This is a genomic window from Alicyclobacillus cycloheptanicus (assembly GCF_028751525.1).
Classification (GTDB): Bacteria; Bacillota; Bacilli; order Alicyclobacillales; family Alicyclobacillaceae; genus Alicyclobacillus_L; species Alicyclobacillus_L cycloheptanicus.
This window is the reverse complement of sequence record NZ_CP067097.1, coordinates 841,517-863,754: the sequence shown is the minus strand read 5'-3', so window position 1 is coordinate 863,754 and position 22,238 is coordinate 841,517. Positions and strand designations below refer to the sequence as shown.

At 54.8% G+C, this 22,238-nt stretch carries 17 protein-coding genes, 3 tRNA genes, 3 rRNA genes, 2 pseudogenes and 1 riboswitch; all 25 genes and pseudogenes read left to right on the top strand.

The window, feature by feature from the left end; translation table 11 throughout:
- Positions 1-144: 144 nt before the first annotated feature.
- Positions 145-280: riboswitch (cyclic di-AMP (ydaO/yuaA leader) on the top strand.
- A gap of 168 nt (positions 281-448) precedes the next feature.
- The 25 genes and pseudogenes from JI721_RS03995 (at position 449) to JI721_RS03880 (ending at position 22,228) form a co-directional block, all read left to right on the top strand.
- Positions 449-1,849: an MFS transporter gene (locus JI721_RS03995; RefSeq protein ID WP_274457651.1), complete on the top strand. Its 1,401-nt coding sequence runs from the start codon at positions 449-451 to the stop codon at positions 1,847-1,849.
- Between the two features lie 448 nt (positions 1,850-2,297).
- A 16S ribosomal RNA gene (locus JI721_RS03990) occupies positions 2,298-3,831 on the top strand.
- A gap of 254 nt (positions 3,832-4,085) precedes the next feature.
- Positions 4,086-7,037, top strand: a 23S ribosomal RNA gene (locus JI721_RS03985).
- 120 nt (positions 7,038-7,157) lie between these two features.
- Positions 7,158-7,274: ribosomal RNA gene (gene rrf / locus JI721_RS03980) — 5S ribosomal RNA — on the top strand.
- Together the 16S, 23S and 5S rRNA genes form the textbook arrangement of a ribosomal RNA operon.
- Before the next feature lie 160 nt (positions 7,275-7,434).
- Entirely contained in the window at positions 7,435-7,641 is a 207-nt protein-coding gene (locus tag JI721_RS03975; RefSeq protein WP_274456782.1) for a hypothetical protein, read from the top strand.
- Between the two features lie 129 nt (positions 7,642-7,770).
- Positions 7,771-7,845, top strand: a tRNA-Gly gene (locus JI721_RS03970).
- A gap of 4 nt (positions 7,846-7,849) precedes the next feature.
- A tRNA-Ile gene (locus tag JI721_RS03965) sits at positions 7,850-7,926 on the top strand.
- 39 nt (positions 7,927-7,965) lie between these two features.
- Positions 7,966-8,039 (top strand) — tRNA-Gly (locus tag JI721_RS03960).
- Between the two features lie 240 nt (positions 8,040-8,279).
- The gene (locus JI721_RS03955) at positions 8,280-9,545 is read left to right on the top strand and encodes an ArsR family transcriptional regulator (RefSeq protein ID WP_274456781.1); all 1,266 of its coding nucleotides are present in this window, start codon (positions 8,280-8,282) and stop codon (positions 9,543-9,545) included.
- A gap of 399 nt (positions 9,546-9,944) precedes the next feature.
- On the top strand, positions 9,945-11,126 hold the full coding sequence (locus tag JI721_RS03950; protein ID WP_274456780.1) for a M20 family metallopeptidase: 1,182 nt from the start codon (positions 9,945-9,947) through the stop codon (positions 11,124-11,126).
- An 83-nt stretch (positions 11,127-11,209) separates the two neighbouring features.
- Entirely contained in the window at positions 11,210-11,401 is a 192-nt protein-coding gene (locus JI721_RS03945; RefSeq protein ID WP_274456779.1) for a DUF3311 domain-containing protein, read from the top strand.
- 4 nt (positions 11,402-11,405) lie between these two features.
- Positions 11,406-12,014: pseudogene (locus JI721_RS03940) on the top strand (sodium:solute symporter family transporter); the annotation flags it as partial.
- A gap of 219 nt (positions 12,015-12,233) precedes the next feature.
- Positions 12,234-12,452: pseudogene (locus JI721_RS17190) on the top strand (hypothetical protein); the annotation flags it as partial.
- Between the two features lie 51 nt (positions 12,453-12,503).
- Entirely contained in the window at positions 12,504-12,884 is a 381-nt protein-coding gene (locus JI721_RS03935) for a hypothetical protein (protein ID WP_274454936.1), read from the top strand.
- A gap of 92 nt (positions 12,885-12,976) precedes the next feature.
- A complete protein-coding gene (locus JI721_RS03930) occupies positions 12,977-14,362 on the top strand; it encodes a DDE-type integrase/transposase/recombinase (protein ID WP_274454937.1) in 1,386 nt (461 codons plus the stop codon).
- Positions 14,352-15,152: an ExeA family protein gene (locus JI721_RS03925; RefSeq protein WP_274454938.1), complete on the top strand. Its 801-nt coding sequence runs from the start codon at positions 14,352-14,354 to the stop codon at positions 15,150-15,152. The genes JI721_RS03930 and JI721_RS03925 overlap by 11 nt, the downstream gene beginning before the upstream one ends.
- The gene (locus JI721_RS03920) at positions 15,149-15,391 is read left to right on the top strand and encodes a DUF5348 domain-containing protein (RefSeq protein WP_274454939.1); all 243 of its coding nucleotides are present in this window, start codon (positions 15,149-15,151) and stop codon (positions 15,389-15,391) included. Before JI721_RS03925 ends, JI721_RS03920 begins: the two co-directional genes overlap by 4 nt.
- Before the next feature lie 166 nt (positions 15,392-15,557).
- On the top strand, positions 15,558-16,370 hold the full coding sequence (locus JI721_RS03915) for an SLC5/6 family protein (RefSeq protein ID WP_274456778.1): 813 nt from the start codon (positions 15,558-15,560) through the stop codon (positions 16,368-16,370).
- Between the two features lie 851 nt (positions 16,371-17,221).
- Positions 17,222-17,878 (top strand): Kelch repeat-containing protein, encoded by a 657-nt coding sequence (locus tag JI721_RS03910; protein ID WP_274456777.1) that lies wholly within the window; start codon positions 17,222-17,224, stop codon positions 17,876-17,878.
- A 6-nt stretch (positions 17,879-17,884) separates the two neighbouring features.
- Positions 17,885-18,325, top strand: coding sequence for a hypothetical protein (locus JI721_RS03905; protein ID WP_274456776.1), 441 nt, complete (start codon positions 17,885-17,887; stop codon positions 18,323-18,325).
- 201 nt (positions 18,326-18,526) lie between these two features.
- Positions 18,527-19,135 carry a DUF6431 domain-containing protein gene (locus JI721_RS17385; RefSeq protein ID WP_474367333.1) on the top strand — a complete coding sequence of 203 codons (609 nt, stop codon included), beginning with the start codon at positions 18,527-18,529 and terminating at the stop codon, positions 19,133-19,135.
- A gap of 88 nt (positions 19,136-19,223) precedes the next feature.
- The gene (locus tag JI721_RS03895) at positions 19,224-20,606 is read left to right on the top strand and encodes a DDE-type integrase/transposase/recombinase (protein ID WP_006446171.1); all 1,383 of its coding nucleotides are present in this window, start codon (positions 19,224-19,226) and stop codon (positions 20,604-20,606) included.
- Positions 20,603-21,424 carry an ExeA family protein gene (locus tag JI721_RS03890; protein WP_006446170.1) on the top strand — a complete coding sequence of 274 codons (822 nt, stop codon included), beginning with the start codon at positions 20,603-20,605 and terminating at the stop codon, positions 21,422-21,424. Before JI721_RS03895 ends, JI721_RS03890 begins: the two co-directional genes overlap by 4 nt.
- Positions 21,421-21,591, top strand: coding sequence for a hypothetical protein (locus tag JI721_RS03885; protein WP_274456775.1), 171 nt, complete (start codon positions 21,421-21,423; stop codon positions 21,589-21,591). Before JI721_RS03890 ends, JI721_RS03885 begins: the two co-directional genes overlap by 4 nt.
- 10 nt (positions 21,592-21,601) lie before the next feature.
- Entirely contained in the window at positions 21,602-22,228 is a 627-nt protein-coding gene (locus tag JI721_RS03880) for an NHL repeat-containing protein (RefSeq protein ID WP_274456774.1), read from the top strand.
- The last annotated feature ends 10 nt before the right edge of the window (positions 22,229-22,238 follow it).

Here is a 22,238-nt window from a genome sequence, read left to right as displayed (position 1 = left end):
CAAGAAACGCGGTTACAGCCGCTGAACTGACCATAGCTCGCATATTCTGTCATATCCGGAAGGATTCGATGTGAATCCCTGGTTGATGAGGGCCTGTCCATAAAAATACACTGAATAACAGACAACCGCATACGGTAAAACCACATATCGTTTTCGCTGAATCCCATTCAGGGGAGCGGGGGAACCAATGTTTCGGGGTGAATCCGGCCATTTGGCTGGTAGGGCAGTCCTCTTCGTCCGAACCCGGCAGCTAACTTCGCAAGCGTGTATGAGAGGAGTGGACGTATGCCCGCGTGTGTTTGGCGTTTCTTACCCCCGTAGAAGGATTCCTGCGGGGGTTTCGTGGTTTCGGCAAAGGAGAGAAATTCACATGAAACAACTGTAGAAACAACTGAAAAAGGGGGACGATGATTTGGTTGCAAAAAGGCGATTGCGAAAAGACGACGTGATGGTTGTAGACCTCAGCGCAGCAAGGCAGGCGGTCGTCGGCACCGCAGTCGGCAATGCAATGGAATGGTTCGATTTTGGCGTTTACTCGTACCTCGCGACCATCATTGGCAAGGTCTTCTTCCCAGAGTTCTCAGGACCGACACAGCTCATTTATAGTCTCGCAACTTTTGCAGTTGCCTTTCTCGTCCGTCCGATTGGCGGCATGTTCTTTGGCACCTTGGGGGACCGCATCGGGCGCAAAAAGGTCTTAACCTTCACGTTTTTGTTGATGGCGCTGGCGACACTTGGCATCGGGTTGATTCCTGGATATACGTCCATCGGCATCGCGGCTCCGTTCTTGCTCCTGTTCGCCCGCTTGGTTCAAGGGTTTTCGACGGGCGGCGAATATGCGGGCGCAATGACGTTTATCGCGGAATCGACACCGGACAAACGACGGGGCAGAATGGCATGCGGCCTCGAAGTCGGCACACTGATTGGATACATTTTCGGATCCGGCCTCGTCACCCTCTTGACGTTTTGGCTAGGCAACACAGCCATGCTGCATTGGGGCTGGCGGCTGCCGTTCCTCATCGCGGCTCCCCTCGGGATGATTGGCCTTTATCTGCGCACCCACCTGGAAGAAACGCCTGCGTTTGAGAAGATGGAAAGGGCGCGTGCCGAGCGTAAGCGCGTCGGGATCAAGGAAGTCCTGTTGTATCACAAACGCCCGCTCTTGGTCGGCCTGGTTTTGGTCTTCTTCTATAACGTGGTGGACTACACCGTCCTGACCTACATGCCCTCGCACCTGACGACGGTGCTGGGATACGGCGCCACAAAAGGGCTGCTGCTCATTCTGATCGTGATGATCATCATGATCCCGGTGGTCCTCCTGATGGGCCGGCTGGGCGACCGCATCACCGGCAAGCGGCTCGTGCAGATTGGGCTGGTCGGGCTGATTGTGCTGTCGATCCCTGCGTTTTTGCTGATCGACACCGGCAGCAACATCAGTGTCTTCTGCGGTATTTTGATTCTGGCCGTCGGTCTGGCCTCGTTCCAGGGGACCATGCCGGCGCTGCTGCCATCGCTGTTCTTCACGAACGTACGATACGGCGGCCTCGCCATTACCTACAACGTTTCAACCTCCCTGTTTGGCGGTACTGCGCCGCTGGTGGTCGCCTGGCTGATTGGGCTCACGGGGAACCGCCTGGTTCCGGCGTATTACATGATTTTCTCCTGCGTCATCGGGCTGATCATCATGAGCATCTTCGTCAAAAACACGTCCGGAAAACCGCTGCGCGGCTCCCCGCCAGCTGTTGCGGATGAAGGCGAGATTGTCGAAGTCCTTCAGGAGAATGAGGAATCTTTGTGGTGGCGCGAGGAACGTCAGGAGATTGAGGAACGCATGAAACAGGCCGAGTAATTCCCCGTTCCGGTTGGTTTCCCCGTAGCGAATCAGGCGAGCAGGCAGCATTCTGCTCGCCTGATTCCATAGTTCCGGGGCTGCACGTGACAGGGCGCCGCACGTGACAGGGCGCGGTGAATGAAAGCCCCCTTGGGCATTGCGTTGCAGGCCGTCGAGCCGAACTGCAGGGTGAACACGTATAAATAAATTTCAATTTGGGCACGAATACCAGTTGATCTCGCCTATCCAGCGTGGTATATTAGTCGATGTCGCCGCCGAGGCGGCCGGGTTGAATACCACCCGAAATTCCGCGTCACATCAAGCTTTTCTCCACGTTGACCCGGTTTGAACCGCCAAACGAGAGACAAGTTGTGAAGCGGAAGGCAATGTTGGTTCCTTGAAAACTAAACACGCAAGAAAGCGACAGTGTAGTTTAATCGACGAAAGTCGAATGAGCAAGACAAACCTTTTTGAGAGTTTGATCCTGGCTCAGGACGAACGCTGGCGGCGTGCCTAATACATGCAAGTCGAGCGGACCCTTCGGGGTCAGCGGCGGACGGGTGAGTAACACGTGGGTAATCTGCCCAACTGACCGGAATAACGCCTGGAAACGGGTGCTAATGCCGGATAGGCAGCGAGCAGGCATCTGCTCGCTGGGAAAGGTGCAAATGCACCGCAGATGGAGGAGCCCGCGGCGCATTAGCTGGTTGGTGGGGTAACGGCTCACCAAGGCGACGATGCGTAGCCGACCTGAGAGGGTGGACGGCCACACTGGGACTGAGACACGGCCCAGACTCCTACGGGAGGCAGCAGTAGGGAATCTTCCGCAATGGGCGCAAGCCTGACGGAGCAACGCCGCGTGAGCGAAGAAGGCCTTCGGGTTGTAAAGCTCAGTCACTCGGGAAGAGCGGCAAGGGGAGTGGAAAGCCCCTTGAGAGACGGTACCGAGAGAGGAAGCCCCGGCTAACTACGTGCCAGCAGCCGCGGTAATACGTAGGGGGCAAGCGTTGTCCGGAATCACTGGGCGTAAAGCGTGCGTAGGCGGTTGCGTGTGTCCGGGGTGAAAGTCCAGGGCTCAACCCTGGGAATGCCTTGGAAACTGCGTAACTTGAGTGCTGGAGAGGCAAGGGGAATTCCGCGTGTAGCGGTGGAATGCGTAGATATGCGGAGGAATACCAGTGGCGAAGGCGCCTTGCTGGACAGTGACTGACGCTGAGGCACGAAAGCGTGGGGAGCAAACAGGATTAGATACCCTGGTAGTCCACGCCGTAAACGATGAGTGCTAGGTGTTGGGGGGTACCACCCTCAGTGCCGAAGGAAACCCAATAAGCACTCCGCCTGGGGAGTACGGTCGCAAGACTGAAACTCAAAGGAATTGACGGGGGCCCGCACAAGCAGTGGAGCATGTGGTTTAATTCGAAGCAACGCGAAGAACCTTACCAGGGCTTGACATCCCCCTGACAGCCGCAGAGATGCGGTTTCCCTTCGGGGCAGGGGAGACAGGTGGTGCATGGTTGTCGTCAGCTCGTGTCGTGAGATGTTGGGTTAAGTCCCGCAACGAGCGCAACCCTTGAACTGTGTTACCAGCACGTGAAGGTGGGGACTCACAGTTGACTGCCGGCGTAAGTCGGAGGAAGGCGGGGATGACGTCAAATCATCATGCCCTTTATGTCCTGGGCTACACACGTGCTACAATGGGCGGTACAACGGGAAGCGAGACCGCGAGGTGGAGCAAACCCCTGAAAGCCGTTCGTAGTTCGGATTGCAGGCTGCAACTCGCCTGCATGAAGCCGGAATTGCTAGTAATCGCGGATCAGCATGCCGCGGTGAATCCGTTCCCGGGCCTTGTACACACCGCCCGTCACACCACGAGAGTCGGCAACACCCGAAGTCGGTGGGGTAACCCGTCAGGGGGCCAGCCGCCGAAGGTGGGGTTGATGATTGGGGTGAAGTCGTAACAAGGTAGCCGTATCGGAAGGTGCGGCTGGATCACCTCCTTTCTACGGAGTAAGAGGCACTGTCGCGGTGCGTGTTTAGTTTTGAGGGAGCCAAAACTGCGCAAGCAGGCAGGCGAACTCAAAGGGGCTTTGGATGTGCGAAAGCAGATCGAGAGCCGGAATGTACCTTGGAAACTGGATAACGACTCCTATGAAGAAGTCAAACCGACACGAACACAGTGGGTAACTGTGAGCATGCGGAATTTGAGACGCGAGGAATGCGAAAGCAGTCCGAAGCGGATCGAAGGACGCAAACAGGTGAAGGTAGGAAGGGCGCACGGAGGATGCCTGGGCGCCAGGAGCCGACGAAGGACGGGGCGAACACCGAAATGCCACGGGGAGCTGTAAGCGAGCATGGATCCGTGGATGTCCGAATGGGGGAACCCACTGACCGTCATGGGTCAGTACCGCTTACTGAATACATAGGTAAGTGGAGGCAACCGGGAGAACTGAAACATCTCAGTACCCCGAGGAAGAGAAAACAAACGTGATTCCGCAAGTAGTGGCGAGCGAACGCGGAAGAGCCCAAACCAGTGCTGTGTAAAAGGTTGCAGCCGTTGCAGGACTGGGGTAGCGGGACTTGTGCGGAGGGCACTGCAAGGCCGTCGCGAAGTGAGAAACTGAGTCTGTAGTCGAACGGCATGGGAAGGCCGGCCAGAGACGGTGAGAGCCCGGTAGGCGAAACAGAATCAGCTTCGTGGCACAAGGACCCAAGTACCGCGGGACACGAGAAACCCCGTGGGAATCCGGGAGGACCACCTCCTAAGGCTAAATACTCCCTGGCGACCGATAGCGGATAGTACCGTGAGGGAAAGGTGAAAAGAACCGCGGGAGCGGAGTGAAAGAGAACCTGAAACCGTGTGCTTACAATCAGTCGGAGCATGCGTGACATGTGACGGCGTGCCTTTTGTAGAATGAACCGGCGAGTGATGATGACGAGCGAGGTTAAGGCGGGAAAGCCGGAGCCGCAGCGAAAGCGAGTCTGAAGAGGGCGGATAGTTCGTTGTCATCGACCCGAAACCGGGTGATCTACCCCTGGTCAGGGTGAAGTGCGGGTAACACCGCATGGAGGCCCGAACCCACCGGCGTTGAAAAGCCGGGGGATGAACTGGGGGTAGGGGAGAAATTCCAATCGAACCCGGAGATAGCTGGTTCTCCCCGAAATCGCTTTAGGGCGAGCGTCAAGGGAAGAGGGACGGAGGTAGAGCACTGATTGAGTGCGGGGCCCGACCAGGGTTACCAAGTTCAGTCAAACTCCGAATGCCGTTTTATCAACCTTGGCAGTCAGACTACGAGTGCTAAGATCCGTGGTCAAAAGGGAAACAGCCCAGACCAACAGCTAAGGTCCCGAAGTGCCAGTTAAGTGGGAAACGATGTGGCGGTGCACAGACAACCAGGATGTTGGCTTAGAAGCAGCCACCATTGAAAGAGTGCGTAATAGCTCACTGGTCGAGTGCTGCCGCGCGGAAAATGTAACGGGGCTAAACTGGACACCGAAGCTATGGATGCAGGAATGCATGGTAGGGGAGCGTTCCATGGGCGGAGAAGCTGAGCTGGGAGGCTTGGTGGAGCGCATGGAAGTGAGAATGCCGGTATGAGTAGCGAAAAGACAAGTGAGAATCTTGTCCGCCGAAAGCCCAAGGGTTCCTGGGGAAGGATCGTCCGCCCAGGGTAAGTCGGGACCTAAGGCGAGGCCGAGAGGCGTAGTCGAAGGACAACGGGTGGAAATTCCCGTACCACCGAATAGCGCATGAGCGAAGGGGTGACGCAGGAGGAGCAGGGAAGCGCCCGGCTGGAAGAGGGCGTCCAAGCAGCGAGGGTGGCGTGCAGGCAAATCCGCACGCTGGGAAGCCTGAGCTGTGAAGGGGAGGGAAGAACAGTACCGAAGTCCTGAGCTTCACACTGCCAAGAAAAGCCTCTAGCGAGTTATGAGGTGCCCGTACCGGAAACCGACACAGGTGGGCGCGTGGAGAACACGGAGGCGCGCGGGAGAACTCTCGTTAAGGAACTCGGCAAAATGGCCCCGTAACTTCGGGAGAAGGGGCGCTCGAGAGAGCCGCAGTGAAAAGGCCCAAGCGACTGTTTAGCAAAAACACAGGTCTCTGCGAAGCCGAAAGGCGAAGTATAGGGGCTGACGCCTGCCCGGTGCTGGAAGGTTAAGAGGAGGGGTTAGGGGAAACCCGAAGCTCTGAATTGAAGCCCCAGTAAACGGCGGCCGTAACTATAACGGTCCTAAGGTAGCGAAATTCCTTGTCAGGTAAGTTCTGACCCGCACGAATGGCGTAACGACTTGGGCGCTGTCTCAACGAGAGACCCGGTGAAATTGTAATACCTGTGAAGATGCAGGTTACCCGCGGCTAGACGGAAAGACCCCGTGGAGCTTGACTGTAGCTTGATATGGGAGATGGGTATGTCATGTACAGGATAGGTGGGAGACAGAGAAGCATGGGCGCCAGCCTGTGTGGAGTCGACGTTGGGATACCACCCTTGAGATGCCTGTCTTCTAACCTGGCCCCTTGAAGCAGGGGCGGGGACAGTGTCAGGTGGGCAGTTTGACTGGGGCGGTCGCCTCCTAAAAGGTAACGGAGGCGCCCAAAGGTTCCCTCAGCGCGGATGGAAATCGCGCGGTGCGTGTAAAGGCAAAAGGGAGCTTGACTGCGAGACGGACAGGTCGAGCAGGGACGAAAGTCGGGCTTAGTGACCCGGTGGTTCCGAGTGGAAGGGCCATCGCTCAACGGATAAAAGCTACCCCGGGGATAACAGGCTGATCTCCCCCAAGAGTCCACATCGACGGGGAGGTTTGGCACCTCGATGTCGGCTCATCGCATCCTGGGGCTGAAGTCGGTCCCAAGGGTTGGGCTGTTCGCCCATTAAAGCGGTACGCGAGCTGGGTTCAGAACGTCGTGAGACAGTTCGGTCCCTATCTGCCGCGGGCGCAGGATACGTGAGAGGAATTGTCCTTAGTACGAGAGGACCGGGATGAACCGACCGCTGGTGTCCCAGTTGTGCCGCCAGGCGCAGCGCTGGGTAGCCAAGTCGGGGATGGATAAGCGCTGAAAGCATCTAAGCGCGAAGCCAGCCTCAAGATAACGTATCCCATCCGGTCAACGGAGTAAGACCCCTCAAAGAAGATGAGGTAGATCGGTCCGGAGTGGAAGCGTAGTGATACGTGGAGCGGACGGATACGAATCGGTCGAGGGCTTCACCAGCGTGGTGTTGGGGAAGACGGGAAGCATAGGGGAAAGTCGTTATCTGGTTTGCAAGGTACAGCACCTTGCATTGAGAGCTTGGACAGATGCAGCAATACGAAGCATATGGACAAGCGCAAGTCTGGTGGCAATGGCGGAGGGGACACACGCGTACCCATCCCGAACACGACCGTTAAGACCTCCAGCGCCGATGATACTTGGGGTGAAGACCCCTGGGAAAGTAGGACGCCGCCAGGCGAGAGAAGACAGGGCCCAGCACTTTGCTGGGCCCTGTTGATTGGAAGTTCAAAATTCATATTTCATCAAGCCGGTACTGCCACAGATCGACAAGAATCGACTTTATCGCTGTGCTAATCTCAGGATAGAGAAAGAGTCTGGTCGATGGGGGCATCAAAGGGTGAGAGACTACAGAGGCAGACCTAAGGAAAGTCCTGAGATTTGGTGTATGTACTGTGGGAAACTCGTTCCGGCCGATCAAAGTAAGAAAATTATGGCGACAACGTTTCACGTGGACCAGGCGGGCATCTTTCCGTTCGGTGTTTGCGGCATGCACGCAGTGGAGCAGCCTGTGTCGAAGGAAACACAGCAAGGATACGACTTGTGAGCGGAGTGTCTCAGGCGGGCGTTGTTCCACGCAAAAGGACATACTTGGCATTTGAATCGTCAGCCGGGCCGTGGTAAAATAATACCTGCGTTGTGATCCGGTATGACTCGGCCAACGACGTTGATTAGTGCGGAAGTGGCTCAGGGGTAGAGCATCGCCTTGCCAAGGCGAGGGTCGCGGGTTCGAATCCCGTCTTCCGCTCCATGTTGGGCCCATAGCTCAGTTGGTTAGAGCGGCCGGCTCATAACCGGTTGGTCCTAGGTTCGAGTCCTAGTGGGCCCACCAGTGTATGATGGGTGTAGACCACACGGACTCGCAGAATTTGCGGGTGTAGTTCAATGGTAGAACTCCAGCCTTCCAAGCTGGTCGCGTGGGTTCGATTCCCATCACCCGCTCCAAATGAACGGCAAATCACCACAGTCGGTTGAGCTACAATACTGTGGTGATTTTTCATTTGGTTAGAGGGCCGTGTTCACAACGGAGTGAGCAAGCGCGATCATTCGATCCGCATGCCATCGTTTCTGCCATTCTTCAGCCTCTGACGTTTGAGACTGATAAATAAACAGGTTGTGCCCACACGGCCGTGATCGGGCCAAAGGCGGCGATGGCGGCTGAGTCGTCTTAACGGGGTGATTTCCATGAGTAAAATTCGTTTGGGCGTCCTTGGTGCGGACGACTCCCTCGCTGTCATCGAAGAAGTTGCGCGAGAATTCGGCGAAATCAATATGAGACCGGTTGTGTATTGGGAAGAGGTCGAAATCAAAGAACGAATGCATCCTCTTGAGAACGAGGTGGACATGTGGCTGTGTAGTGGTCAAGTCCCGTACTCCGTTGCCAAGGAGCTCTATCCTGACCGTCCCGTGTTTTATACGCGTCACTCTGGCGAAGGCCTGTACAAAGTTCTGCTGTTTCTATCTCACGAACAAGGGCTGAGGGTTTCGGATCTCAGTTTTGACACCTTAAGTCCGGATTCTGTGAATCAGTTTCTGGCGAGCGTCGGCATTGCATGTCAGGTACACCTAAAGCACTATACAGGGGCCATCCACTCCGATGAATTGGTGAATTTCCACCGGTCGCTCTGGGAGCAGGGGCTTACGAAGGCTGCGGTTACCTGCCTGAGATCGGCGCAATTGAAGTTGAAAAAGCTTGGCATCCCAGCGACACACATCACTCCAACCGCGAGTGAAGTTCGTCAGGTACTTGATGCCATCGTGAAGACGCATGATTTGCTTGTGTCCCGAAACGCACAGGTCGTCGTTCAATTCGTTCAGCGCTGTTCGGAGAACGCCATCGTCACTGAGCCAGATTTCGATGCAGCAATCCATCGGTACGCCCGATGTTTGCATGGCACAAAGCAGCAAGTGAACGCCAGCAGTTGGATGGTCTATACAACCCGCGGGGCAATGGAAGAGATTACGGACAATTTTCGCACCCGGCCGCGGTTCCGACAACTGACCGGGCTGCCTGATGAAGCTGCTTGCGGCGGGATTGGCGTCGGTTCAACTGTCAGTGAGGCCCTGGGCCGCGCTCGGTTGGCACTTTCGCAGGCGCAGTGGCATGGACCGGGAAGTTGGGGCTGCACATTGGAGACAAATACACTCATTGCTCCGCTTGAGGAAGGGCACAAAACCCTTGCTTTGGAGTATGCCCGGGAAGACTTTCAACACTTGAGTGGCGAAATCGCGCTGAGTTCACTCACGCTGTCGAAGATCGCAGGGATCATCGCAAAGCGGAAGTCCTCCCGCATCACAGTGAATGAATTAGCAGAGTACTTCAACATCCTGCCGCGAAGTGCACGGCGGATTCTCTTGAGGTTGGAAGAGAACGGACTGGCCACAGTCGTTGGCGAAGAAACGGCATACCAGCGCGGCAGGCCTCGGAAGATCTACGACATTCAGATTTAGCGGACGTCAGCCGGATTCGGCTGACTGTCTGCAGGCAGTCAATGGGCATTGCAATTCGCATCGATGCGGGTTTTTCGCAAATGCCCAATCTCCGTTTATGATGCGAAAATTTACGTGATGTGCGGTGGCCCCTTCTTCCAAACGTGAAGTGCCGTTCCCCACACTTGCTACCATTTTCCCGCTCTTATAACGAGTCACATAGGTCGCTGCGAGAGGCAGAACCAATCAGTTGTTAGAACAACACTTGAAATGAATACAGTGAAGCACAAACAAATGATTGTCTAATAACTCTAAATGCTGTTATTATAAGACCATTCTTAGTCAGCCGAAAATAAACCGTAAATACAAGCATATTCACAGCTTGTCTTGCGAGTCGTTACGGAAAGGGAAGGTGACAATATGTCCGTCCATCTGTCGGATCTTCATTCCATCGTAGAATCCGTGAAAGAGGAAGTTGTCGGTTGGCGCCGGTACCTGCACCAAAACCCGGAGCTGTCGTTTGAGGAGGAGAAGACTTCGCAATTCGTTTATGACCTCTTAAGGACGTTTCCTGGCTTAACGGTGACAAGACCGACGAAAACCAGTGTGCTTGCCACTTTAAAAGGCGCGCATTCTGGCCCTGTTTTGGCGATTCGCGCTGATATGGACGCATTGCCAATTACGGAGGAGAACACGTTTGAGTTTGCCTCCAACACACCCGGAAAGATGCACGCCTGTGGGCACGACGGGCATACCGCAATGCTCTTGGGTACGGCGAAAATCCTGACGCAATTTGCGCACCAGATTCACGGCGAAGTTCGCTTTATCTTTCAGCACGCTGAGGAACTCTTCCCTGGCGGCGCGCAGCAGATGATTGATGCGGGTGTGCTGGAAGGCGTGGATTCAGTCATTGGCATTCATCTCTGGTCGCCGCTCGAAGTCGGAAAAATTGCAATTCGATCCGGTCCGTTCATGGCATCGCCGGACGAATTCCACATTACGATTCGAGGTAAAGGTGGACACGCTGCACAGCCCCATTGTACGGTCGATCCGGTGGTTATCGCCGCACAGGTCGTCACCAACCTGCAACACATCGTGTCAAGAAACTTCGACCCGCTCGATCCGTTGGTACTCTCCGTGACACAGTTTCACGCAGGGACAGCGCACAACATCATTCCTGAAACGGTTGAACTGAATGGCACCGTCCGTTCCTTTAAAGAAGAGTTGAGGGACGAGGTCCCGCAGCGCATGGAGCAAATCATCAAGGGACTCACCGAGGCGCATGGTGCCACGTACGAGTTTACATACAAGAAAGGATATTCCACCGTGGTGAACGATGAAGCCTTGACGGAAAAACTTCGTGCGGTTCTCGTGGAGACGTTCGGTGAAGACGTCGTGATTGAGGGGGAGCCTCATATGGGAGGAGAAGATTTCTCAGCTTACCAAAAAGTCGTTCCAGGAACGTTTTTCAACGTGGGTGCCGGCAATGTTGAGCAGGGCATTGTCTATCCACATCATCATCCAAGATTCACCATTGATGAAGCCTCCTTGCCCATCGGTGTAGAGGCATTTACCAGCATCGTCCTCAAGACGCTCGCGTAAATGCGGAGAATGCTCTCCGCAGGATCGAGAGCGGCTCATCAAAAGCGCCCATACACACCGCAAGTGGAAGGAGGTGACCATACGTGGCAGTCCGTTGGCTGGCCGTTGTCCCGCTGCTGTTTATCTTTGTTGGCATCGCCTTTGCAAATCACGCAACACCAATCGTCCTCGGTATGCCCTTTTTGTTCTTTTACACCGTCCTTTGTGTCATCTTGACATCGATTTGCATCGCAATTGTTTACAAGTTTGATCCCACGAACAAGAAGGGAGAGTAGTTCGATGCACAAGGCGCCGATTGTGATTATTTTTGCAACGATTCTGATTGCACTGGTTCTCGCACTTCTCTCGCAGCGCAGAAAAAAGATGGATATGGAGCAGTGGACCGTTGGCGGGCGCGGCTTTGGCATCCTCTTCGTGTTCCTGCTTTTGGCCGGCGAGATCTATACGACATTCACATTCCTTGGCGGCAGCGGCTGGGCGTATGGGACAGGCGGTCCGACCGTATACATCCTTGCTTACGGCGCGGTTGCCTACCTGTTTTCCTACTTTATTCTGCCGCCGATTTGGAGGTACGCAAAGGAACACAACCTAATCTCTCAGCCGGACTTTTTCAACAAGAAGTTTGACAGCAAGTGGCTGGGCATTCTCGTTGCAATTGTTGGGGTCGTCGCCATTATTCCATATTTGCAATCCCAGATGACCGGTCTCGGGCTCATTGTGGAAACCGCATCGTACGGAGCCATCCACCAATCCGTCGCGATCGGCATCGCGATGCTGGTGATCGCCTTTTACGTGACCATCAGCGGCGTACATGGCACCGCATGGACAGCCGTTTTGAAAGACATCACGATTCTGGCCGTTGTCATCGTCATTGGCATCGCGCTTCCCATGTGTTTATGCTCAGATTATTTGACGTCATTGTCGGTGGATTTTCTTTGATTCGCTGTCGGGGACTTTAGCAGGATATTGTCGAGAAATGCAGAAACGCCCTCTGTGCCCAGTAGGCCCAGGTGGCGTTCCCATCATCTGCGCAGGGTAACGTAAGTGTACTCGGTTGGTGGCCAGTTACTTTCGTTCCCTAATTCGAGGCCGAATGGCTCTCGCTGTATGCCTAGCGTATCCATAGAATGCAAATCTGTCAATCCGGTAAGCCCGGAAGAATACGCCCTCGCTGTACAGAAGCTGCTACCGCGCGACGTGCCTTGTATTTACTGTTCACATTCGTATACGTACGTCCACGGATACTACCGTCGTCGCCCATTCGATTTAGGCGAGATGCGCCATGATTTCCTACAACAACGGCGGCAGTGCCCAAGTTGCAAACGGACATTTGCAATCCTGCCATCCTTTGTCGCACCTTTCCAGCGGTATACAATCATGGTCCAGGATCTTCTTGTGAGCCTTTTGGCAGGTACACTGACGGTAGACGCTGCCCTAGCCAAATTGGCCGAATGCGGCGTCTGCTTATCCGAGTCATGTGCCCGCAACTGGTTTACTCGGATTCAGGGGCAGGTGACCAAAGTCATCGCCTTGGTCTCCCGGATTGTCCAGTTTCATCGGCCAGATGTACCACTGCCTCCATTACGCCACAACGTCAGAGACTCGGTATTGTGCACCTATTATGACCGGCTTGTGCTGCTTGACGTGGCTGGCGGCAGTGACTTCTGGAATCTCAGGCGTGAAGTCGTCTGCCTGTTTGCCCCATCGTTGTCGGTGAAGCGGGTGTCGTATGGCCTCTCCCCAGCCCTTCCACCGTAACAACGCTGCTTATCCCACAGAAAACCATCTTCCGAGCGGATGGGACCCGCCCCCAGAATGAGGCTATCTCGTATGGGAAGGAGAAGCTGGACATGCAAGATGATTCGCGACGCCAAATCGCTCTGTTCCGCTATGGTCTTATTGCCCCGATATTGCGGCAAACCGAGAGTGGTGCTCAAAAAGCGATGCTGGAGGAACTGGCTAGTCAGGAACATGAGATGCCAAACGGAGAGAAAAGAAGATTCTCGGAACGCACGCTAGAGCGATATTTGGCAGGCTACCGAAAGGAAGGGGTAGATGGGCTGCTTCCCCAACTTCGGGCAGACGACCGCCGACCGCGGGTGTTGCCCCCTCATGTGATTGAACGAGCTGTGGCCTTGCGTAAGGAACAACCCTTGCGCACAGTGGAGCAACTCATTGTGATGCTGGAGACTGAAGGACTCGTTCCAGAAGGATTTATTCGGCGCAGCACACTGTCCGCGCATTTGCGCAGAGCCAAGGTGGAGCGTACAAAGGCAGTGCGCAAGCAACGTACCTGGCAGCGGTATACCGCCAATGAAGTTCACGAAATTTGGCAATGTGACGTCTGTGATTCCTTGCGCGTCCCAGACCCCAACTCTGGGGGCCAGATGCGGGTAGCCAGATTGGTTGCTGTACTTGACGATAAGAGTCGTTATATCTGCTACGCCGCGTTTTATTTTCGAGAGAATCTGCCGGTGCTTGAGGATGCGTTGAAAAAAGCGATTACTACGCATGGAACGCCGAAAATCTTCTACTGCGACAATGCAAAGATTTACCAGTCAAAACAGTTGAGCGAGGTGGCTGCCAGACTCGGGTTTGAGATTCGTCACTCCCGGCCATTTCTCCCCCAAGGGCGCGGGAAATTGGAACGATACTTCGGCTACGTAGAGCGCTCTTTCCGCCCGGAAGCCGAGTTGTGTGTGAAGAACAGTACCATCCAGAATCTCGACGACCTCAATCGCTACTTCCGTGCCTGGCTGGAGAAAATGTATCACCAGAGAACCCACAGCACGTTGAAAAAACGGCCTGCAGCCGTACTGACCACGCACGGTCCGTTGCGGTTGGTGGACCCGCATGTGCTCGAAGACGCATTTCAATGGACCTACAAGGCAAAGGTGGACAAGACAGCCTGCATTTCAGTGCAGGGAAACACGTACGAGGTTGAGTCCATCCTCGTTGGGCGAACCGTGACGTTGCGCTACAACCCCTTCGACCTCACTCGTATTCAGGTATGGCTGGAGGGCAAGCACTACGCGAATGCCGTCCCGCTGAAGATGCGCCGACACACAGACAAACGTGTAACGCAAGCCGATTCCCCACCTTCAGAGCTACCAACCGAACCAGGGATTTCCTTTCTCGAAACGATTACCGCAGCCCACGAAAAGCAGAGGCAACAGTCGCTTGGGCGAACCTCGTTTGCTCGTGCCCTGAAAGATGGTGAATCTCATGATGACTGAGTTCTTTGGCTTCGCTCAGGAGCCTTTTGACCGTGACATCCCGGTCGAACGCTTGGTGGCGTTTCACGGTCACAGCGAGCTCTCTGCAAGGCTCATCTACGCGACGGAACACCGCCACATGGCACTTGTAACCGGGGACACCGGGACCGGGAAGACAACGGCCGTACGCGCTGTGATGAAGCGAATGGATGAGAGCCAATACAAGTTCATGTATATCGCCAACGCCGGACTTACGCCCAAAACACTATACCGCGTGATTCTCGAGCGTCTGCAGATCCAGCCCAGGTTTCGACAGGTAGATAACCAGGCGCTCGTTCACCAGGTGCTCGAAGAAAGCTACCAAAAAGGCCAACAAGTCGTGATTATCGTCGATGAAGCACATGAACTCGACCCGCAGATGCTGGCCGAATTTCGGTTCCTCAACAATTTTCGGGCTGATTCATTCTCGCCGATTTCCCTCTGGCTGGTGGGACAAACAGAATTGCGGGAGAAGATGAAACTCCGAATCCTGACTTCACTATCCGGGAGAATCCAAATTCGCTACCACATGGGGACGTTGACCGAGGCTGAAGTGCAGGACTATGTCTCGAAGCAGCTGGCGAGCGTGGGTCAGGAGAGAACGATTTTCTCAGCTGATGCCGTGAAGTTGATTGCGAGAACCAGCCAAGGTAATCCCCGGTTGATTAACACACTGTGTCGTGGCGCGCTGATCGACGCTGCAACGTTGGGACACAGCGTCGTTGATAACAGTCATGTGGAGCGGGCATGGATGGAGGTGAGCGGCTCATGACGGGAAATCTACGATTCAGTTCACTGCGGGACCGATGGTACTTTGCAGATGAACAAGATGAACATGACTTGCATTGCGGAGACCCGATTGAAATCGAGATCGGCGACAGATATTACTACGCGAGAATAGAGTGGTGTGCTGAGGGATGGTACGCGATCTTCCACGAAGACGACCAGCGCAGTGACGCATTCGTGCTGATGCGCAACCGAACTTACACTGCGAGGTGGATATACTTCTAGACGAGCACGTTGGCAGGAGGGTCGCCTAAGGCGGCCCCCTTTATTTATTCAAAGGCCGACAAAATGCGTGAAACTTCCGCGCCGATTCCAGGTGACAATGACATCTGGAATTTCACCGTCAAATAATCCGAGCGGCCACACCATGCATGTCGGGGGACTGACCGCAATGTTTACGAAAATCAATGCGGAGAAGCCAGGGTTCTTGACTTTGGGTGCAAAGGGCATGGGGATTCCCTGGTTTATTTCAACGGTTGCCCTGACGGGGCTCGGCTTCTATATGTGGCCGCATGCATTCGGTGCCGTCTACACCGCCAAACATGAACGCGTATTTCGCAAAAACGCCATATTCCTCCCTCTCTATCAGTTGATCTTGTTGTTCGTGTTCTTTGCCGGTTTCGCGGCCATTTTGATCACGCCGGGCTTGACCAACAGCAACCTGGCCCTGCTCGACGCGGTGCAGAAGGTGTTTCCCGGCTGGGTTGCAGGCGTGATCGGGGGAGCGGGTGTTCTGACTGCCATCGTCCCGGGATCCCTTATGCTGATGTGCGCAGGAACGCTGATTGCGGAGAATATTTATCGTCCTCTCGTTGGCGGCAACACCTCTCCAAAGCAGCTCCAAACGATTGCACGGGTGATGGTTTGGGTGGTCGCAGCGGTGACATTCCTCTTTTCCATCCACAGCAATGCGGCGATTGTAGCGCTGCTGCTGATGGGGTACAATTTCGTCTCGCAGTTTTTCCCAACCGTACTTCTGGCCGTCTTTGCGCGTCGGGCTGTGAGTAAAGCGGGCGCATTCGCCGGGATCATCGTGGGTGTTGCGATGGTCGTCTATTTCACGATGTCCAACCTCTCCCTCTTGTGGGGCGTCAACACGGGGTTCTGGGCGTTGCTTGTCAACTTCATTGTGGTGGTCGTGGTCTCGTTGATGACGCGGGAAGCGACCCAGCCCCGTGAGCTGAATGTAGAATCGGCCGGTTGAGTTCGGTGCCTAGAGAAATTGATGTTGGCGTGAATCAGAGATATGGCTGCCCTGGATGTGGAAACACACGGGGCAGTCTTCAGGAACGAGTTCGCGAGTTATGCACAGGCATACGAAGCGGTAGTTGAATTCATGGAGTATTACAATGGGCGTCGGATGCATTCGAGTCTGAATTTTCTATCACTCCCCGAGTTCCACAAGGCAACATGTTGAAACAGGTCGCATACTGAAAAACCACCGAGATGATGGCGCCAAGTCCCCCAATTTACCTGAGTGCTCTCGACAAGAATTGACACCCATTTCAACCTCGGAAGATCCGAAACTGATGTAAATATTATGGAATTCGATGAACTCCGGCATTTCTCCACCAGTCCACAAACATTTCTCGATGGGTTTTCTACCAAGTTCACGAAAGGATTTACTAATCTTAGATTGTCGTTGTGCAAGGAGGCATTTGCATCAAACATCAATCCGAGACCAAGAGGGAAGGGTGAGCGGTGAAACAACGATTCATGTGGTCGACGGGCGTCTTGGTTCTTGCCTTGATCGGCGGGTGTGGGGTTGGCACAACCTCGAACAATCAGCATCCTGGGCCGCGACCATCGACGTTCCAAACCCGGTCAACTTCTCCCCAATGGCCAGTCGTACGTGTCCAATCCCTGCCCACGTTGCCCGTGCACCTTCTTGGCAATTCTCTGGCTGCAAATGCACAGGGACAAGTTTTTTCGGTAGGCGGGTACACTGGTGCTGTTTCTGTTACCAATGTGTTCCAGATTACGCCGAATGTACAAAACATAGCCAACTTGCCGGTGCCTAGTCACGATGCAGCAGCGGGATTTCTGGGCCCAGACTTGTATGTCTTTGGTGGTGGACAAAGCTGGTCGTATGACACTATCATTCGTGTCCGTCCAGGGGCGGCAGAAATTGTTGGATCGCTCCCGAATCGACTGTCTGATGCTGTCAGTATCCCGTATGTATACAACGGGCAAAGGGGACTCTTGTTGATTGGTGGGTACGATGGGAAAATCTTTAACCGCGTTGCGAAGTTTGTGAGTGTTCAAGGAAGACATCTGCATTGGCAGACTTTGTTCACCTTGCCGGAAGGACTCCGGTATCCGGCTGTTGCTTCCACAAATGGAAAGGTATTTATCGCTGGTGGACAAACGGCGTCCGGGGGATTGAGCGATGACGTTTACGTGTGGTCGAGTGGGTCAAACGAAGTTCGACACTTGGCGACGCTTCCTTCCGCCTTGGATAAGGCAGCGGCGTTCGCGGCTGGATCAATGTCCATCGTAATCGCCGGTGGGAATCGGGCCGATGGTCAACCAACCGATGAGATTCTTGCCATGAACGTCAAGACTGGCGCCATAAAACAAGTTGGCAAACTGCCCAGTGCGCTTGCGGACATGGGATACACCCAAGTTGGTTCGGTCGGATACATCGCAGGCGGGGTCTTGTCGTCCGGGCAGACCAACTCCGAAGTATGGAAAGTATTAATGGGAGAGTGATGGAGGATGAACCGTCGTGTATGCGTGGGACTTTTGGCCGCCAGCACCCTGACACTTCTTCTTGGCGCGGTAGCTTGTGGGAGTACAGGTACAAACAATTCCACCGAGACTGGAAAAACCAGGACGAAATCACTCTCGACCCAGAACGCATCAGCTCAATCCGTGAAAGTGAAAGTCCCTGCGGGTCCCCTGCCAGGGGATATGCTCATTGCAGATCGCGGCAACAGTCGATTACTGATTGTGACGCCGGACAAGAAGGTCGTCTGGCAAATGACCATGGGTGGATCCGGCACCCAAGGGGTTCACTCTCTCGGGGCTGACGATGCATTCCTGACACCTGATAACCAACATATCATCATTAATGAAGAAGATAATCAGAAGATCGCGATCATCGACATCGCCACCAAGAAAATTGTCTGGTCTTATGGGCACGCTGGGGTGCTGTAGCCGCTCACGCTGCTTGGCGGAGGATGAGCGGTTTTTTGTTGCTTTGAACGACAGAGGGTTTTCTCGTTGATTGTCGTATGACGATCCATATCATACCGACAATCATCGACAGGAGGCGTAAAAGAAGAGAGACCTGTAAGGTTTGGCGGCCCCGGTCTCTCCTTCTGCAAGGTCACGGTTTTCCCGTGCCTATATTGGATTATGTCTCTATCATATTCGATTCCCTTCGCAAACGTCGAGTCCTATTTGCGATTTTGTGAGGATCCTGACCCTGATTTATTGCGTCCACCGTCATGCGGATATTGCGGGTGTCCGATCCTGCATGGTCATGGCAGCTATGCCCGGAACGTGTGGGCAGAGGAGAAGTTTTGGCGCATTCGGGTGTTTCGGTTCCGGTGTGCAAATCCGGATTGCAAGCGGACATGCAGTGTATTGCCGAGCTTCGTCGGTCGTTATGAGCGATTTGTCTGGGATGTTCAAGAACTCGTCTGTACGCATGCGGATGGCGAGCAGTCCCTGGAGGAAGCAGCTAAGGCCCTTCCTGCCCCGATTGGTCCGCTGTGCGCTCGCACGGTGTGGCGGTGGATGAAGCGCTGGCAGGGGTATATGGACAAGCTTGACAGCCAGTTCTGGGAGCATGTGATCTCACTTCACCCTACCATCCGTATGCCACGGGGACGGGAGCGGCCAACCCACCGCCTGCGATACTGGCGGCAGATTTGGATGGAACTTTCGCCAAGCAAAGTGAACATTGGTCTCTTTCACGGCCTGTACCGGCTCCGCCAGTCAAAGTCGGCCAGCATGGTATAGCTAATCCCACAATTTATGTCTATGGAGCAGCCAGACACTCCCGTCCGAGAATAGGCTTGTACCGATTCTCGGGGGAGGAGATGGCGTCATGGACCGAAAGAAGTTGGCCAAGGAGATTGCGGCGTTTCGATACGGGACGATTGCGCCCATTGTGAGCAGACAAACGCCGCTGTCTCCAGGGGAATTGCGTATCTATTTTGAGCGGATGGTACAACAATCCTACGTGATTCCCGGCACCACTAGAACGACGCTCAGCGTGCGGACCTTGGAACGATGGCTGGAAGCGTACCGGAAAGGCGGATATGATGCCCTGATGCCGAAGACCCGCAGCGACAAAGGGCGCCACCAGTTACCAGACGAAGTGATTCAAAAGGCGGTGGCGTTGCGGCGGGAGCGACCCGAGCGCAGCGTGGAGCAGATCATCCTCTTGCTGGAGGCAAGCGGTGTTGTGGAGCCAGGCACAGTGGCACAGAGCACATTGGCCCGCCATTTGCGTCGTTTAGGAGCAAGCCGTAAAGAGTTGCTTCGTTCCAGTGACCGGGGATACCGGCGTTTTGAGGCGGAAGACGTGCATGTCTTGTGGCAGGCGGATTTTAAGCATGCGCTGTACTTGCCTGACCCAAGCAACTCGGAGCGCAAGAAAAAGACGATTCTGTTTGCGATCCTCGATGATTATTCGAGGCTCATTGTCCATGGGCAGTTTTATTGGGATGAGCAGTTGCCACGCCTGGAGGACAGCCTGAAAAAGGCGATTCTGCGATACGGCATTCCAGAACAACTTTATGTGGACAACGGTGCGGTGTTCTCATCCCAGCATTTACAGCGCATCTGCGGAAGACTGGGGATTCACCTTTCCCACAGTAAAGCCTACCGTCCAGCGGGTCGTGGGAAAATTGAACGGATATTCCGTTTCCTCGACACCAGCTTCATTCCAGAGGCCTATGAGCAAGTGGAAGCGGGACATATCCGGACCCTCGGCGAGCTCAATGAGGCGTTCTGGGCCTGGGTGGATGGGTATTACCACCTGCGCAAGCATGGCAGCACAGGAATACCGCCAAAAGAAAGAGCCGCAAGCAGCAACCGGGTTCCCAAGCGGGTTTCAGAGGCGGAACTGACAGAGATTTTCCTTTGGGAGGAAGAGCGTACAGCAGACAAGGCCGCATGTGTCTCCCTGATGGGCAACACCTACGAGGTGGATGCTGACTTGGCCAGGCGGAAGGTGACACTGTGTTATGACCCATTTGATCTCTCGGTGATTCAAGTCTGGTTCGACGACAAGCGATGGCCCGACGCAAAGCCGGTGGACCTGACTCGCCGCTATGATCGCAGGGTTGCCTCGACAGTGAAGAGCGACAAACCAACGACGGAGCACGTGTCCTTCTTCCAGGCAGCGGATAACCGGCGCAAGCAGGCTGCAGTTGAAGAGTCCCCGCTGCGATTCTCAGATACAAAGCGTGGTGAACACAAGTGACGCCGCAGGAGAAATGGGGATTTGAAAAGCTGCCGTTCCGGCGGGACGTGGAAGGACACGAGCTCTACGAGACAGCCGCACACCGGGAGGCCCTGGCCCGGATGGAATGGGTACTTGAGCAAAACGCACTGGGGCTGCTGGCTGGCGAGGTAGGCAGCGGAAAGTCCACGCTCATTCGCCGACTCATTGGCGGACTGGACGAAATGAAATGGCTTCCCGTCTACATTTGCGTACCCGGCCTGCGCCCCAAGGAATTTTACGGAGAACTTCTCTCGCATCTCGGAGAGGCGAATCCCTTCTCTGTGAGCCGTGCGAGGAAGCTTTGGAACGAACGGGTCCAGACTGGAGGGCTTGCCGGCGAAAGACGGTGGGCTGTGGTGATTGATGAGGCGCAGGACATTTCCGATGAGATGTTGCAGGAGCTCAGGTTTGTCCGTAACCAGCGGATGGACGCCATGTCCCTGTTCCCGTTGATTTTGGTTGGCCAGCAGGAACTGCGGCGGAAACTGCGATTGAAGAAGTATGAGGCGATTTCACAGCGGATTGAAATGGTCTACCACTTGACTGGGATGACCAGAGAGGAGACGACTGAATACGTCCGCCACCAGATTCGGTTGACCGGAAGGCAGGCGCCGCTGTTTACAGACAGTGCTTTGCACTTGATTTATGGGGCAAGCCGAGGGATTCCACGGGTAGTGAACCAAATCTGCCTGCAGGCCCTGTACGACGCAGCGGCCAAAGACAGTGACGTCGTGGAAGATGCCAACATCCAGCGAGTGCTGGCGGACCAGGAGTGGCAACGAGGGGTGGCCGGATGACCGGCTGCTCCGCCACGCCTAAAATGATTGACGGCACGACGACCACCACGATGACGGATTGGCGCTACGACTTTCACGCCAATGTCGGTGAGAAATTCACCGCCAAGCAGCGTGAGCGGCTACAGGGTGCCAGGGTCAGCGCCGGGGTATCTGAATACGCCGGATGATGCATACCAGTTGCCGAATGGATTGGTCACAGTGGCAGACATCGCCAATCAGCGTATCCTGTTCATCAATCCCAAGACGAATACGGTGGTCAAGCAATATGGAACGACGGGACTTCGGTATCATAACCCACCGAAATCCTTCGAGGCACCAAACGGAGACACGCCAGTGTTGTCTGACGGTGGTATGATCGTCACCGAGATCGGTTCGGGCAATACCGGACAAGGATATGCGGACAGGCTCGACAAGAACGGAAAGTTGATGTACAGCGTACAGCTTCCACTCATTGCGTACCCCTCCGACACTCAGCTTCTCCCCAATGGTAACTTGCTGGTGGTGGACTATAGCAACCCGGGGCGCGTAATCGAAGTGACGCCGCAAGGGAAGGTCGTATGGGACTACTATAAGAGGTCGGGACCTGGGGAGCTAAATCATCCGTCCTTGGCGATTCCGCTGCCAAACGGAGATGTAGCACTCAATGACGACTACAACGATCGGGTCGTCATCATCGATCCAAAGACAAATCAAATTGTCTGGCAGTATGGCCACACTGGCATTCCAGGTACGGCGGCGGGGTATCTGAACGTGCCAGACGGGATCAATTTCATTCCACCTGGCGCTATCCCAGCTCTGAAGTAGGCGAACGTTA

Bases quoted from the DNA above. Each gene is read 5' to 3' on its own strand.
- JI721_RS03950 (WP_274456780.1), top strand. From the start codon at position 9,945: ATGTCCGTCCATCTGTCGGATCTTCATTCCATCGTAGAATCCGTGAAA.
- JI721_RS03905 (WP_274456776.1), top strand. From the start codon at position 17,885: ATGAACCGTCGTGTATGCGTGGGACTTTTGGCCGCCAGCACCCTGACA.
- JI721_RS17385 (WP_474367333.1), top strand. From the start codon at position 18,527: ATGTCTCTATCATATTCGATTCCCTTCGCAAACGTCGAGTCCTATTTG.
- JI721_RS03895 (WP_006446171.1), top strand. From the start codon at position 19,224: ATGGACCGAAAGAAGTTGGCCAAGGAGATTGCGGCGTTTCGATACGGG.
- JI721_RS03885 (WP_274456775.1), top strand. From the start codon at position 21,421: ATGACCGGCTGCTCCGCCACGCCTAAAATGATTGACGGCACGACGACC.
- JI721_RS03935 (WP_274454936.1), top strand. From the start codon at position 12,504: ATGGTCCAGGATCTTCTTGTGAGCCTTTTGGCAGGTACACTGACGGTA.
- JI721_RS03955 (WP_274456781.1), top strand. From the start codon at position 8,280: ATGAGTAAAATTCGTTTGGGCGTCCTTGGTGCGGACGACTCCCTCGCT.
- JI721_RS03920 (WP_274454939.1), top strand. From the start codon at position 15,149: ATGACGGGAAATCTACGATTCAGTTCACTGCGGGACCGATGGTACTTT.
- JI721_RS03915 (WP_274456778.1), top strand. From the start codon at position 15,558: ATGTTTACGAAAATCAATGCGGAGAAGCCAGGGTTCTTGACTTTGGGT.
- JI721_RS03995 (WP_274457651.1), top strand. From the start codon at position 449: ATGGTTGTAGACCTCAGCGCAGCAAGGCAGGCGGTCGTCGGCACCGCA.
- JI721_RS03925 (WP_274454938.1), top strand. From the start codon at position 14,352: ATGATGACTGAGTTCTTTGGCTTCGCTCAGGAGCCTTTTGACCGTGAC.
- JI721_RS03930 (WP_274454937.1), top strand. From the start codon at position 12,977: ATGCAAGATGATTCGCGACGCCAAATCGCTCTGTTCCGCTATGGTCTT.